Origin of the sequence: Gottfriedia sp. OAE603, from assembly GCF_040543965.1 — a bacterium.
Classification (GTDB): domain Bacteria; phylum Bacillota; class Bacilli; order Bacillales; family Bacillaceae_G; genus Gottfriedia; species Gottfriedia solisilvae.
In genome coordinates this window covers 2,021,446-2,036,034 of sequence record NZ_JBEUNN010000001.1, presented here as the reverse complement: position 1 = coordinate 2,036,034, position 14,589 = coordinate 2,021,446, and the positions used below count along the sequence as shown (strand labels likewise).

The window sequence follows — 14,589 nt, the reverse complement described above, 5'->3', positions numbered from 1 at the left end:
AAAAACATGGAGAATTATATGCGTGAACCAATCAATTCCCTAACTCATTTAGTTGGGGCTGTCCTGTCACTTTGTGGATTAATTGCAATGTTATTCAAAACCATTTTTACTGGGGGAACTGTTTTACATATATCAGCAGTTGTAGTTTTTGGTGTAAGCATGATTCTCTTATACGCGGCATCCACAACGTATCATATGGTATTAGCGAACGATAAGGTGATTGCCTTCCTAAGACGTATGGATCATTCTATGATCTTTGTATTAATTGCAGGTACGTATGCACCTTTTTGTTTAATTAGTTTAAACGGTTTAACAGGTTGGATTATGTTTTCAATCGTGGTCTTTATTGCATTATGTGGGATCTTATTTAAATTAATTTGGTTTAACTGCCCAAGATGGTTATCTACATCACTATACATTGCTTTAGGATGGGTAATCATTATCGCATCAGTACCCCTAGCTGATGCAATTAGTTTTAAAGGGTTAGCAGTACTCATTTTAGGCGGGATTTTCTATACTTTAGGTGGTGTAATTTATGGTCTAAAACCTAAATTTTTATCATTTAAAAATTGGGGATTCCATGAAATATTTCATATATTTATCATGCTTGGTAGTTTGGCGCATTTCTTATGTGTTTATATATTTGTTATTTGATAAAATTACAGACGGTGGATTAAAAATAAAAATCCTTCTTTATTTAGAAGGATTTTTATTTTTTCGTTTATTACCTATACTTTTCTGTTAATCATTACAATAATTGATGCCATACTGCCAATCAAACTACTCACTACTTCAAATGTAAACAATGATTAATTATTGATTACTATTAGAAGTAGTTACTTAGCTCCAGAATCTAGTTAAATCACAAAAAAAAGCCCCGACTGTGACTCAGGCTATACAACAAATCCATTCATTAGCTGAAATTATAATGCTCTTTAATTCCTTTAATTAAATACCATATGCCAACAAACAGGAATACTAAACTGATTATTATCGAAATAAATGAATTGTTAAATAATGCTGTTCCAATTAAATAAAACGAATGGTCGTTTTCTAATGCTACTCCACTTAACGATTTTCCTGTTGATGGAATAACTGTCATTCCGAATAAAATAGTACTTGTTAAGATTCCGATACCGCCAATTATAAGGTTAATATCTTCTCTCTTACAAACTATAAATTAATTATAAATACTTCTAGTTTTACAATAAAGAAACTATTAGTATCACTAAGAAAATGTCATTTAAAATATAGATAATTCATATTCTAAAAAAAGGACAAGTAAAGGGTGTGAACTGTTTTGAACATAATAGAAATATCTTTAATCATGTTAATTTTACTTATGATTATCATTATAAGTCTTACTCTTGTTTCAAAATACAAAAAACAAGCAGTTAAAATATATACAATTGAGAGTTTCTTAAATGGACATCATTTGATTGAAAATGAAGATCAGAAGAAAAATCTGATAGATCGAATCAATGATATTTTTGATGGTAGTAAAGACAATGCTGAGAACGATGAAAGTGACGATGGTGATGATGGCGGTGATGGAGGAGAATAATAGTCTTAGTCTCACATTGATTACTTATCGTTTAATCGCATCGACTATTAGCGACGGAAAGCCAAGTTGATCCCCTTGATTTCTAGCATCATACCTTTTTGAACGATATATCACACCATCATTCGCATCCCACTCACTATAGTAAAATTTTCCACTTTCATCACAATATTCAAGTAATATAACTTCAAATCCAGCATTTTCAAACATTTGAGTTAATGTTTTATAGTTATGAACGATTTTATGACTTGCAGCAGGATGGTCTTTCGGTCCGGGTCCCCCTACTTTCACGATATTTTGATAGGTTTCATCTGGAAAAAAAGCATCTGGTACAGCACAACGAATATGTCCCGATGATTTCAAAAATTTATAACATATTTTAGCTGCTTCAACACCTTCTTCAAAAGTAAGATGCTCCCAAACATGCTCAGCCAAGATTGCTGATATTGAGTTATGTTTATACTTATTTTCCCAAGTAGATGCTTCTAATAAGTTAAGTTCATCTTCCTGAGTTTGTATCCAACCAGGATTATTGTTAAATGCACCAGCCCCTACTACTACTTTCAATTCGTTTTGATGAATATCGAACACCTCCAACTCTTAACTAATTTTTTACTTTTGTGAACTTTCAATTAGTAACATTTAATACAAGTTTTTTAAAGTCAGAAACCATTTCAATGAATTGTTCTTTTCCTTCTAAAAATGGTAAGTGGTTACTGCGCTCATAAATATATAGTTTTGATTCTATTAAGTTCTCATTTATTTCTTCAGAAAAATATAATGGGCATTGTGCATCATACCTTCCACAATAAACAAAAATAGGCACTTTTACTTTAGTAAGTTCAGTTAATATGTCATATTTCGGTAAATCACAAAAAGAAAAATAATCTAATCTTCTTTGTACGACTTTACCACTACTCGGTTTTGAAAAATATTCCTTATTCCTCACGCTTTTCAACATTATATAAAGACAAATCAGTCCATTCTTTGTTCGCATGTCTTTTTTCTTGGGTGATTTCAAAACGGCAAATATCTCTTTTAATTTATGATTTAGTGGACTTTTAGGGCAATACATACTTTTCTCATGGACCATATATTTATTAGTAGCAGTGGCTCCTACTACTAATAATTACCTGCATAGATCCATCTTTCAAGGCCAAGCGCAATTCTAATATCTTTTAAATCTAAACAAGTCTCTCGCATGCTTAATTCTTCGTCCTTCATTACCTTGCATGAGTTACCTGCTTCTTTTAAATTAATTAAGTAAACTGTAAATTCTTCAATGAATACATCTGCAAAATAATTACCTAATTCATTAAATTCACTATATAAATGAGTAATACGTATTGGTTCTCCACTTCCTTTTGTAAAAATCTCAAATGCTCCTCGATTTGTTTTTATATCACCCCAAAATTCCTAATTATTTTTTATTTAATTTAAATTCCATATAATTCTGATGAATCCTTTTAGCAAAAAAATAAAGGACTACCGAAGCAGCCCATTGAAACTTATTTCGAATATGAAAATTCAGGTCACAACGCCTGAAATTAAAGAATAATCTTAATGATACCACCAACTAGTTTTAGAGTAGACACTGTCAAAAGAGTAATTTTAGTAGACCGTTTAGATTCATTAAAAAGTCTTATTAGCATGTTCAACACCTAAATATCTAAAATTTCCTACTACAATTTCTATGAAAACGTGTTTAATAAGATACCAGTATAATAGAAATTATATTTTATTTCTAACGCTTCCCCTAACTGATTATCTGATTAAACAGACAAAATATGTTACAAAATTATGATGTAGCTTGATATTATTAGAGTATCAATAGATTAACTGATTTAAGTAAAACTATTATTTTGTACTTTTGGTAAGAAAGGTCTTTCTCCTTATCCACATTTCTATGGTATATTGAAAAAAGTGGGAGTTGATAATATGTTTTTAGAACTGTTCGATCAGTTGCCCGTAAGAATTTTAGCTGTGGCACTGCTGATTATATTCACAGTATATTTAATCCGAAAATCGATCAAGCTTTTCTTTGATAAAACTAGCTTGTTAGATGAAAAGCGTGAAGAGACAATCATGCATTTCGCTAAACAGGTTACAAAAGTATTTGGATGGATATTCTTCTTACTTTATGTGATTAGTGATTTCATCGAACTTGGCAAGTTTATTACTGGTTCTTTCGTTGTGGCAGGTGCCGTGGCTTTAATCTTCCAGCATATCATTCGTGATTATATAATGGGTCTAACATATTTGCTTGAGCGACAAATTCATCATGGTGACTATGTGATCATTAACGGAAACCGTCAGGGGAAAATTGAGGAAATTAGTATGCGCTTCTTGAAAATCCGCCAATATGATGGTTACCTATATACTGTCTCTTATAGTAATATCACGGAGCTTCAAAACGGAAACCGTGGGATGCGACGTGTGAACGAGAGTCTTGTCCTCAATTATAGGCAAAATCCAGATGAAGCATTCAAGGTGCTAGAAGAAGTTGCAAAAACTTGTAACGAGAAATATGGTGAGTACTTGTTACTGGATGAAAACGGTGTTCCTGTGGAAAGTTTCAGATTCAACCAAATTACTGAACTGAATGTGGATTTCAGAGGTAACCGATTCTCTTTATCTGGTCTTGTGAAGGAATCGTTCTATGTTGAAGCAGGAAAAAAAGTTAGATATGAATTGGCGAAGGCTGCTTACCAATACGATTTGATGATGGCAGAGAGTCTAAATGCAAGCCATTAAAAAAGCAAGAGTACATTACTCTTGCTTTTTATTTATTTAAAACTTTTATCATGCTAAATATGATACATAGATGCTCGGAAACATGTGATACATTATTAATTAGTAAATCTTCAATTGTATTTGCTTCTAAAAATTCTTTTTAACATCAATATGAAGTTTACCATACATAGCTACATGTATATAATCAAGCTATTCCTTTCAACTGTTCAATTAATAAATCCCATGTAGGTGGTTCTTCTTTCCAATCAAGTGGTTTTGTACCATATGCAATGAATGTATGATAGCTTTCTGGTAGAACCTTCTTTTGCTCAGAAAGCCGAAGCACATGGTTTTCAGTAGACTAAAGAATATGACCAAGTTGCCAATGAATACTATTTTTAAAACCTTCAGGTAAAACATCCCGCTTATTTTCAGGACATTTCTTAATCAAATCAAACAATTTATTATATTTTTTATTTAATAGTTTAAAAACATAAGATGAATCATTCATTAATATGTAACAAAAAAGGAATTTCAACAGTGAAATTCCTTCTTAAATAGATTTTATTATGTTTTTGTAATTACATCAAATTAAGCTTTTGTTGTAGTGTAGTTTTCTTCTAATGTTTTCTTTAAAAATAAAGCTAATTCAAGCATGCCATATTTTCCAGCTTTTGCTTCTGCATCAGAATTATAGTTCGTGTTTGTATTGATATCATAAGTAAATATTGTTCCTTCAGCATTTCTGATAAATTCAATTCCAGCTACTTGAATATTATTATTAACTAAAACGTCTTTATATTTATTTAAAATTTCATCTTCAAATCCTTCAATAATTTGGAACTTAGGTTTCTCTTCTACTTCTTCTCCAACCGGACAGAATAGATCGCCAATTTGGCATACGTCCGCTGGGCAAAGTTCAAAACCTTCCGAAGTATCAACCTTTACAGCGTATACAAAGTTTCCTCCGACAAACTCACAACGAGTTATATAGCTTTCAGGAGACAGTATGTATTCTTGAATTAGGGTAATGCCATCGACTGGTTCTTCGAAAGTAGTTCCTTCCACATAAGCTTTTAATGCTTCGATATTATGAAATAATTGAACACCTAATCCTTTACCTGCACGATTATGCTTCGTAATAAATGACTGTCCTGCAAAGCTTTCAGCTGCCTTCAAAATGTTTTCTTTTCCGACCGCTGCAATTGTTTTTGGCGTCTTAACACCATACTTGTTTAATTCTAAGTATTGCAAAACCTTACTAACCTCTAGTTTTAATGCATTCGTTCCATTTAACACCGTACGTCCATGAGCTTCAAGCCAAGCTAATACTTGCGCAGTAAATTCAGCCGCAAAACGGTGATCACGTGTGTGTGAAGAAGCACTCATTCTGCTATAAAAAATACCTTCTGGTGGTTCGGTAGATAAATCTAAAGTTCCTTCGTCTAAATGCCACTCTTCATATGGAACACCAAGTTCCTCCAATCTTTTTGTTAAATGGACTGTCCACTCACTATTTTCATGAATTACATATATTTTACTCATTTTACGACCCCTTTCTAGTTCTTTATTAAACTACGTTTTTGTTCAACTAATGGCATAATTTGTTTTGAAAATCGTTCCATTTCCTCAAGTTGAGGAGAAAATTGTAATAATAATAAGTCTAAGCCAGTTTCTTCATATTGTAAAATTCGATTTGCAATTTGATCTGGAGTTCCTACTAAATTTGGGCGTAGACCTCGGTTAGACACCGAGTAATCCTGTAATTGGATTTGTTGCTCTAATTGTGACTTTGTAGTGAAGTCTTTAAAGCCAGCATATCCGCTTGAATCCTTCACCTTTGTGATTTTTTCAAGCTCAGCTTTTGCCTCTTCTTCAGTATCACGGCAAATTACATACGCAGCCATTCCAAAAGAACTGAATGGTACATTATCAGTTTGTTCACGTCGGGCTTTCATATCTGCTATTTTTCGCTCGATCTCTTCAACAGTTCCACCATGCATTACATATGCATCACATTTTTCTGCAATGGTTTGCTTGCCTTTTTCACTTTCACCACCTGCATATAAAATCGGGTTAGGTCTTTGAACAGGCTTTGGAGCAAGCTTCGTGTCTTTCAAGTCGTAAAATTGGCCAGAATAATTAAAGGTTTCTTCTGTCCATAAACCTTTTAGTACATCAATAAACTCTTCGGTCCGAGCATAACGTTCATCATGTTCTGTAAAAATACCACCATATTGACGTGCTTCGTCTGCCCACCAAGCAGATACAACGTTTAATGTAAATCGTCCGTTACTGATTCGATCAATATTTGCTGCCATTTTTGCTGCTACAGCTGGATTATGAAACCCAGGGCGAATCGCCGTCATAATTTCTATTTTTTCCGTCACCGCTGCAAGTGCTGCTGCTGTAGACCAAGCTTCAAGAGAGTCATGCTCTGGTCCCTTAATATCATTTAAATATAATTCAGCTATTAAAGTAGTTGAGTAGCCCCATTTTTCAGCTGATTGAATAACATCTTTTGCATATTCATAAGTTGGCGGCATATTTTCATCGTCTACATTTCGTAACCAGCCTCCAAAAATCGGCAACCAAAAACCATATTTCATCTAGACTCTCTCCCTTATTTTTAACATCACTAAGTTTACCTATCTACTAAGTTGGAATTATACTCAAAATAAAAAACTCTCCTCCAAAGAAGAGAGTTTAAAAACCCTCTTCTCATCTTTCAAGCATTTGCTTGTTGGAATTGGCACAGTATTCATAAGAACCTGCTGCCGAGGCTTCAAAGGGCCAGTCCCTCCACCTCTCTAGATAAGAAGAAAAATATAAATTCAAAACTTTTTTATTAATAAAGTGATAATAGTTTATTTTTTTTTAATTGTCAATTAATTAGTTCTAATGTTAAACTATTTTTTTACTGATGATGATAGCTACTTTAAAACTGTCATTCGTCTATATTCCCTGTTTTAATTAGATTACAATACTCTCAATAATCTGGAGTTTTTCTCCCTTATTAAGATCATATTCACTAAAACACCTCTCCAATTACATTTCTATAATTGGCTTAAGAATTATTTCATATATTTAGCGACTCATCAATTTTTTCTTCACCAATACCGAAATATGTAACCTTTTTCTCAGGAATACAGACACGATAGCTTACAATTCCTGCCTCCGCAATCTCTTTTAAGAATTCTAAAAAAGGTTGTGAAATGTTAGCAATTGCCTCTAATACTTTATTTCTATCAAATTGATTTGAGATCGCTAAGTTTATTTGTGAATCTGTTTTAAATTCTGAATTGACTCTCTTATAAGTAGATTGACCAGTTGCAACGTCTATTTCATATTCGTTTATGCCTCTTTGAGACAATTCATCTAAGAATTGAGGAAAGTCTATTTCACCTTTACTTCGTCTGTGAATTATTTCTTGAAATTCAAATTCTGTTATTTTAGTATTCATCATTATGTCTCCTTTAGTTTTCTAGACTTTTTAACAATGCATTTTATAAATTCATTTTTTCCGTTTGTATATGAAACTCTATCATTTGGATATTTTTCAGCTAATTTTATTTTTAAATGATAGTACTCGTTACGTACATCAGGATGCTTTCTCAAATAATCTCTAAATAAAATATTATTTATCCAAAAGTCACTTTCAAATTCATAGATATGAAGGTGGTGTGTTCCTGCTCTATATTCACCTTTTCTAAAAAAACGCCTTTCGGGAAACTCCTCATGCCAAACGAATTCGTATCCAATTTCAGCAAATGAATTAATAAAGTCTTGGATTGCATTTATATGTTTTACTCCACACATCATATCAATTATGGGTTTTGATCCTAGGTTCTCAATTGAGGTACTTCCAATATGTTCAATTTGAATTAAAGTTTCACCTAAAACATTTCTAATCTTTGTTTCTTCTTTTTTATATTCTAAAGCCCATTGCTGTGAGTAATCCTCAATAATTACTTTTCCATCCATGTTTTGTCCTCATTTTCCTTAAATCTCATCTATTTTACGAACGTATATGTTGTTCAATTTTTTCATTACTAATTTAACACATATAAAAATTACTTCAAAAAAAGAGTAGCCGTTGGCTACTCTATAAAAATAATAGTTATTCGATAGTATTAGTTCCATCAGACTTGCTATTTTCTATACTTTGTTCAGGTAAAACAGTGACAGCGCCTTGATTTTTATAGCCATTCGTCTTGGATGCATATGACTTGATCAATTCAGCTATATCAATACCTGTCATTTCTTTTAATGGCTCTTGCATTTCAACCATTGTTTTTGTAATGCTCTTGCCAAAAGATGGGATCCCTTGACCGTTACCTGAATCGATAATTTTAACCGATTCGATATTATTAAGAGGTTGAGCAATTTTTTCTGCAAAAATAGGGAGCATCTCAATTAACTTTTCTGTGATAATGACCTCACCATGTTTTTCCATCGCTTCAGCTAATAACTTACGTGCTTCAGCTTCTGCTTTACCACGTTCACGAATAACGTCCGCCTCAGCTGAACCTTCTGCTTTACGAATTTTGGCTTTTGCTTCCCCATCAATCTCAGCTTTACGTGCCTCAGCTTCTGCTTTACGAGTTGTTTCATAATATTCTGCATCTGCTTTTGTTTTACGTACTTTACTTTCCTCTTCTTCTAGCCTAACAGCACGTTCACGCTCTAGGAATTTTAGTGATAATTCTTCTTCTTTTACTTCTTTTGCTAGTTTTGCTTTTTCAAGTTCATAAGACTGTTCTGATTTTGCACGAGCACGTTCGGTTTCTTCCATGAAGGCTGCGTCTTTTATATCTTTTTCCTTTTTTGATTCTGCGATTGCAATTTGACGTTTGTATTCTTCTTCTTTTGCCTCTTGATCGGTTTGTGCTTTATGTATACGAGTTTCACGTTCACTATTTGCTTCAGCGATTTCTGCCAATTTACGAACTTCAGCGATTCGTGGTCTACCTAAGTTTTCTAAGTATCCATTCTCCTCATCAGCGTCACGTAAATCTGTTAGACCTAATGATGTAATTTTAAATCCCATTAAATCAAGCTGCTTTTGTGCAACTTCAGATACATCTTGATTAAATTTTTCTCGGTTACTATTAATATCTTCTACCGTCATTTTAGAAAGAATCGCACGTAGATTACTTCCAAGAACTTCAATAATTTCTGCTTCAATTTCTTCTTGTTTCTTACCTAAAAATTGTTCTGCATAGTTTGCGATCCCATTTAAAGTATCCGCTACCTTAACCATTGCTACTGCATCTGCAACAATTGGTACACCACCATTTGTATAGACTCTTGGCGTTGATAACTTTAATTGAAAGGATGTCAGATTAACAGGTGTTGAAGTTTGGAAACGTCTTAAACGGTATCCACCACCTCTAATAATTTTCATTGATCGTCCTTCTTGGTCTGTAAAAATATTCGTTTCTTTCTCAGGATCACCTAATTTCGGACCTGTAATAATTAATGCTTGATTTGATTTTGCCGTTCGGTAACGATATCTGATCCAAAAAAAATAAGCTACACCACCAATTGCAGCTATGATCAGTACGGGAATTAAAAACAAAAGTCCTCCTAAAAAACTTAGCATTGCAATTCCTCCTTCTAAAATTTCCAAAATATTACATTTATTGTATATTCGACATAAATGATTATATCCCTTGTTAAAAAATGTCCGTTTACTTATCCATTTTTGCAAATAAAGTACGCGTTAGTTGATTACAACTTCTGACTTAAGAGATTCTAATTCTATAAGCAACAATCTTTATAAAGAATCTAAAAATAATAAACGGACTACCGAAGTAGCCCATTATTTTTCTATAAAACATGCGTTAAATGTTTAGTAATTTAATAGAAGTATCGATCTAAGATAGATTTCTTACTTAGTTATGGTTATATGCCATTCCACAAGAGCAACGATTTCTTCCAATTAGCAAGTGATAAGATGCGGGTAATTCCTGATTGACTTGTTGAACTGCAATAGCAAATTCATTACTATCACTAGGTACCTGAGATAGTGCGTCAGCTTTTTCTTGAGAATCAATAACTGTTCCAGGTGGCACAAATGTATTTGCAGGAATTGTGACACCGTTGTTACTACCGCATTGTAGGATATAAATGCTCCACTTCCGACAATCGCGGTATATACAATTGCATTAAAACCAACAAATACTTTGTCAGCGATATAACATGGACCATGAATAAGAGCTCCATGGGCTATGCTCACTTCATTACCAATGAAGATTGAAAATTTTCTTCCTTCAACTGAAATTTTTTTATTTGCTAAACCATGCAGAATGACTCGATCCTGGATATTTGTGTGAGAACCTATATAAAAAGGTGTTCCTTCATCAGCACGTATTGTTACATTAGGAGCCACATACACATTGTTTCTAAGCGTTACATCACCTATAACACTCGTAAACTGACTTACAAAAGCAGTTTGATCAATAGTAGGATAATGTTGAATAGGATTATATGAAGTTATTGGGTTTGGACTTATGAAAGGTTCAAAACAGCAAGAAGGATTATTAGAATAGGCGTTTGATCCTTTATTTTCTCTCAAGTTATCACCTCAATTACAATCTATTTTTTTGTTAACTTTTTATGCCTTAATAAAATATAGATTCGTTTGCTAAAAACGGCATATAAACCATAAAAAAAGCTGCTAATTAAGCAGCTTTGATTTCCAACTAAATTAATAAATTATGTATATGTAAAAAACTCATGCTATTTTTATGTTGAAAAAGTGGAAAAATAAATCTTAATAAATCCTTTTTGCGAAAGGATGATTTTCTGAGAACTGTATTAAATCCCACAAATTTCCGTATAAATCCTTAAATACTGCTACAGTACCGTAATCGTGTGTTTTGGGTTCTCTTACAAATTCAATGCCTCTTGAAGTCATTTCGTTATAATCTCTCCAAAAATCATCTGTACCTAGAAAGAGGAAAACTCTTCCTCCTGCTTGGTTCCCTATAAAAGACTCTTGCTCTGGTTTAGATGCTTTTGCTAGTAATATTGTAGTACCATTTGAACCCGGAGGTGATACTACTACCCATCTCTTATCTTGTTCAGGCTGGTATGTATCTTCTATTAATTGAAAGTTTAGCTTCTTAGTATAAAAATTTATAGCTTCATCATAATCTTTTACAACTAAGGCTATATGTACAATTGATTGAATCATTTTAGTTTCTCCTAACTAGCTTATTGCTACTATTGCTAAACGACAAATGTATTAGTATTTAAAAAAGCTTTATGAACGACAATGAGGATTATTTTTGACCTTTTACATCAACATCATTCATAAAGTTTCCAATCACTCGTAAATACTCTTCCGGTTCTTCTAAGTAAGGCATATGTGCACTCTGCTCAAATACATGGAATTTTCCATTTGGTGTAAGTGTACTGAAATATTTAGTTGATTCAGGAGTTGCTTCATCAAAACGACCACAAGTATAGATCGTTGGAACATGAATATCCTTTAATTTCGAAGTACAGTCAAAATCCTTTAAATTACCGGTCACGTGAAACTCAGATGGTCCCCACATAATATTGTATACTTCCCTATTTCTTAAATGTGCACCATTTTTTATAAATTCCGGGTTCGGCTCGAGTCTATAAACGAAATGCTTATTAAATACCGCTGTAGCATTCTTGTACTCTTCAGAATCAGTTGTTCCATTTTCTTCACAATTTTTTAAAGTTTGTTGAACCTCAAGAGGAAGCAGTTTTCGATTTTTATCTTGATCCTCAGCCCAAAGTGGAGCACTCAAACAAGGACTTGAAAAGATGATACTCTTCACACCGTCTGGTTTGGATAAATAATATGCTGCAGCAAGGGTTGTCCCCCAAGAGTGACCTAAAATGTGAAATTCATCAAGTGAAAGTGCCTCACGGATTTGCCCTAATTCTTCAACAAACCGATCAATATTCCATAAAGTAGTATCTGTTGGACGGTCAGACTTCCCACATCCCAACTGATCATAAAATATAACTGGACGTTCCTCTGCTAGTTTTTGCAATCCCTGTAATGCATAATGTGAGGAACCTGGCCCACCATGTAAAACAATTACTGGTGTGGAATTTGTGTTTTTTTCATGGATCTGATACCAAACCTTCCCCCCTGTTACGTCAATAAAACCTTCTTTTATACTCATTTATTTCTCTCCTTAACGCTTTTTCATTAGAATCAAAACTGTTGAACTATTTATATGTTATACGTTACTTTATTAAACTATCTCACGCGCTAGTTAAACAAGTTATTTTTAATTTATAAAAGGGGCTACTCAAGGGATTCTGCTAATTCTTTTAAGTTATTATATGTAGTACTATTTTGAAAGTCTAATTCTATTATATCTAAACGATCACACGCAAAAAATAAGTGTTCACACCAATCGTCGTCATTTTCTTTGACTGCTTTTTCGCATTCTATTTCTATATATTTAGTACTAATTTCTTTACCTAATTCCCTAAATACTTAAATCCCCTCTAAAGTCCCGGGCCAGTTTCTATCCTGCAATTGCTCTGCTAATTTTGGTAAAGCTTTTTCGTTTCTTGGATAGCCTATATTCTTAATAACAGCTACTGCATTTTCCCAACAAGCCTTACTATATTTAGGTATAAGTAGATCAACCTTATCTGTTGGAAGATGGAAAAGAATATCCATACTCTCTAATTGTATATCTTTTGGTAGATGCCAATTCAGTTCATAAACATAAGTTAGTATATGTTCATCATCATAAAATTCAAATGAAGAATAATTTGTCATAACGATTACTCCTTTAACTCTAAACAAAAAAATATATTTATTTTTCCAACACTTATAAGTAATAGATACCTAAAAATTCACATGATACTATTTTTCTCCAATCCCATTAGCAAGTAGAAATAGAAGAATAATTGAACAAATTGAAAAAAAGTTAAGTATGATTGGTACCCATTTTAAGATACCCTTCTTCCCTTTTAATCCTATTAATAAACCAATAACGGGCATTAAAATTATTGTAAGGATTTGTATTCTACCAGAGTGAGCAAATTCACTACTAATTATTGAGTAGGCCAATATAATAAAGATACCTAAAAATATAAACGAAAATAGACTATATTTATTCATTTTTTCTAACCGCTCCTTTGAATGATGATCGTAAAGCAATTTTGCCAAATTTTATATAACTTACTCATTCAATCCGTTCAAAATAAAGAGTCTCCAAATACATCGGAGACTCAAATAAATTAATATTGGTCGGTAAAAATCTGTTGTCCCAAGATGCTGTGGAAAAATTGTTCAAGAACTGGGACGTCTTCTGGATTAATACCAAGTTTTTCTACCCAATGTTCAGGATGTTTAATATCATCCCTGCAAATTAACACCATGCGTTCGCTTTGAATAGAAACAACCATGGCTTTACCTAGAAAATTCCCTGAAAAGATAATCGCAAAGTCGTATCGATGACTTTCAGTAGCGATACAGTAATAATGAATATTTTGAGTTTCTTTCTCTTCCGATAAAATGTGAAAATTCATCTTTACCACTCCTTTTTGTAATTTGCTTCTTTAAGCAACCTATGTTGAAAGGTTAAGTGATTTAAAGAATAAAGAAATTCTATACAAACTGCCTTTATATTAAATTATATATGAATATACGATTTCCCTTTATTTTTCTCTAAATATTTTAATTGTCTTCAATTGTATAGCCTAAGGTCGTGCTTCATTATTCCAAATTTGAATTATACAAAAGCAAATTGAGAGCTATAAAATATCCTCAATTAGGATATACTTATTCAATTTTTTAGCTTAATCAACATGATAAAAGCTTTTTATAAAGTTTAATAATGGTTAAATGCATTCCTTCGTGATATAAATTGAACGTTAGAAATTCTTTTGGTGTCTCCAATTTCATTCCTGCCGAAGTGGTATACGGTGGGATTATTTTTTCGTCTACTCGATCTGAAAGAGTTTCTTGAATTCGAATTTGTTGTGCTTTAAGAAGTTCTTCTAACTCCGATAGAGTAGGTACTCTATATTCGTGGGTATTTAAAGGTGAAGTACCGTATTCAAATTGTTCCTTGAAACCTTCTGGTAAATTTTGTGGAAGCCCTAAGTATTGAAACGCAAATCTTTCTACAACAACATAGATATGCCCTACATTCCAACGAATTGTATTTCTGAATCCCTCTGGAATTCGATCAGCCATTTCTTCTGAAACTCCGTCTAGTAGGTTCAAAGTTTGATTTCTTACAAAAGCTAACTGATTGAATAAAAATTGCTCCATTCACTTC

The 14,589-nt window shown here is 32.8% G+C and carries 18 protein-coding genes and 1 riboswitch; of the genes, 3 read left to right on the top strand and 15 right to left on the bottom strand.

The features are described 5' to 3' along the window. The first annotated feature begins 6 nt into the window (after positions 1 to 6). Together trhA and ABID96_RS10170 are read left to right on the top strand one after the other, a co-directional pair. Positions 7 to 654: a PAQR family membrane homeostasis protein TrhA gene (gene trhA / locus ABID96_RS10175; protein ID WP_192601911.1), complete on the top strand. Its 648-nt coding sequence runs from the start codon at positions 7 to 9 to the stop codon at positions 652 to 654. Positions 655 to 1,300: 646 nt separating this feature from the next. Further along, positions 1,301 to 1,564, top strand: a complete 264-nt coding sequence (locus tag ABID96_RS10170) for a hypothetical protein (RefSeq protein ID WP_192601910.1) — start codon at positions 1,301 to 1,303, stop codon at positions 1,562 to 1,564. Positions 1,565 to 1,588: 24 nt separating this feature from the next. On the opposite strand, the gene ABID96_RS10165 is transcribed toward ABID96_RS10170, so the two are convergent. Further along, positions 1,589 to 2,152: a class I SAM-dependent methyltransferase gene (locus ABID96_RS10165; protein WP_192601909.1), complete on the bottom strand. Its 564-nt coding sequence runs from the start codon at positions 2,150 to 2,152 to the stop codon at positions 1,589 to 1,591. Positions 2,153 to 2,189: 37 nt separating this feature from the next. Beyond that, positions 2,190 to 2,636 (bottom strand): alpha/beta fold hydrolase, encoded by a 447-nt coding sequence (locus tag ABID96_RS10160; protein ID WP_377896838.1) that lies wholly within the window; start codon positions 2,634 to 2,636, stop codon positions 2,190 to 2,192. Positions 2,637 to 3,499: 863 nt separating this feature from the next. Here ABID96_RS10160 and ABID96_RS10155 point away from each other — a divergent pair. Further along, positions 3,500 to 4,315, top strand: a complete 816-nt coding sequence (locus ABID96_RS10155; RefSeq protein ID WP_192601908.1) for a mechanosensitive ion channel family protein — start codon at positions 3,500 to 3,502, stop codon at positions 4,313 to 4,315. Between the two features lie 184 nt (positions 4,316 to 4,499). Here ABID96_RS10155 and ABID96_RS10150 read toward each other — a convergent pair whose 3' ends face one another. From ABID96_RS10150 to ABID96_RS10090, 13 genes are all read right to left on the bottom strand, one after another. Further along, positions 4,500 to 4,640 carry a hypothetical protein gene (locus ABID96_RS10150; RefSeq protein WP_377896837.1) on the bottom strand — a complete coding sequence of 47 codons (141 nt, stop codon included), beginning with the start codon at positions 4,638 to 4,640 and terminating at the stop codon, positions 4,500 to 4,502. Between the two features lie 245 nt (positions 4,641 to 4,885). Continuing rightward, positions 4,886 to 5,839 (bottom strand): ATP-grasp domain-containing protein, encoded by a 954-nt coding sequence (locus ABID96_RS10145; protein WP_192601907.1) that lies wholly within the window; start codon positions 5,837 to 5,839, stop codon positions 4,886 to 4,888. Between the two features lie 14 nt (positions 5,840 to 5,853). Then, on the bottom strand, positions 5,854 to 6,903 hold the full coding sequence (locus ABID96_RS10140) for an LLM class flavin-dependent oxidoreductase (protein WP_192601906.1): 1,050 nt from the start codon (positions 6,901 to 6,903) through the stop codon (positions 5,854 to 5,856). Positions 6,904 to 7,012: 109 nt separating this feature from the next. Beyond that, positions 7,013 to 7,115, bottom strand: a riboswitch (SAM riboswitch). Positions 7,116 to 7,373: 258 nt separating this feature from the next. Continuing rightward, complete coding sequence (locus ABID96_RS10135) at positions 7,374 to 7,757, bottom strand: DUF1398 family protein (RefSeq protein WP_192601905.1); 384 nt, start codon at positions 7,755 to 7,757, stop codon at positions 7,374 to 7,376. Between the two features lie 2 nt (positions 7,758 to 7,759). Then, positions 7,760 to 8,278 carry a GrpB family protein gene (locus ABID96_RS10130; protein WP_192601904.1) on the bottom strand — a complete coding sequence of 173 codons (519 nt, stop codon included), beginning with the start codon at positions 8,276 to 8,278 and terminating at the stop codon, positions 7,760 to 7,762. Between the two features lie 136 nt (positions 8,279 to 8,414). After that, positions 8,415 to 9,899, bottom strand: coding sequence for a flotillin family protein (locus tag ABID96_RS10125; protein ID WP_377896836.1), 1,485 nt, complete (start codon positions 9,897 to 9,899; stop codon positions 8,415 to 8,417). Between the two features lie 339 nt (positions 9,900 to 10,238). Continuing rightward, complete coding sequence (locus ABID96_RS10120) at positions 10,239 to 10,874, bottom strand: LbetaH domain-containing protein (protein WP_377896835.1); 636 nt, start codon at positions 10,872 to 10,874, stop codon at positions 10,239 to 10,241. 198 nt (positions 10,875 to 11,072) lie between these two features. Next, positions 11,073 to 11,495, bottom strand: coding sequence for a VOC family protein (locus tag ABID96_RS10115; RefSeq protein ID WP_192601903.1), 423 nt, complete (start codon positions 11,493 to 11,495; stop codon positions 11,073 to 11,075). Positions 11,496 to 11,583: 88 nt separating this feature from the next. Continuing rightward, complete coding sequence (locus ABID96_RS10110; protein WP_192601902.1) at positions 11,584 to 12,468, bottom strand: proline iminopeptidase-family hydrolase; 885 nt, start codon at positions 12,466 to 12,468, stop codon at positions 11,584 to 11,586. Between the two features lie 320 nt (positions 12,469 to 12,788). Then, positions 12,789 to 13,079: a hypothetical protein gene (locus tag ABID96_RS10105; RefSeq protein WP_377896834.1), complete on the bottom strand. Its 291-nt coding sequence runs from the start codon at positions 13,077 to 13,079 to the stop codon at positions 12,789 to 12,791. An 87-nt stretch (positions 13,080 to 13,166) separates the two neighbouring features. Next, positions 13,167 to 13,424, bottom strand: a complete 258-nt coding sequence (locus ABID96_RS10100; protein ID WP_192601901.1) for a hypothetical protein — start codon at positions 13,422 to 13,424, stop codon at positions 13,167 to 13,169. Between the two features lie 119 nt (positions 13,425 to 13,543). Beyond that, positions 13,544 to 13,834, bottom strand: a complete 291-nt coding sequence (locus tag ABID96_RS10095) for an SAV0927 family protein (RefSeq protein WP_192601900.1) — start codon at positions 13,832 to 13,834, stop codon at positions 13,544 to 13,546. Between the two features lie 274 nt (positions 13,835 to 14,108). Next, complete coding sequence (locus tag ABID96_RS10090) at positions 14,109 to 14,582, bottom strand: DinB family protein (protein WP_192601899.1); 474 nt, start codon at positions 14,580 to 14,582, stop codon at positions 14,109 to 14,111. Between the last annotated feature and the right edge of the window lie 7 nt (positions 14,583 to 14,589).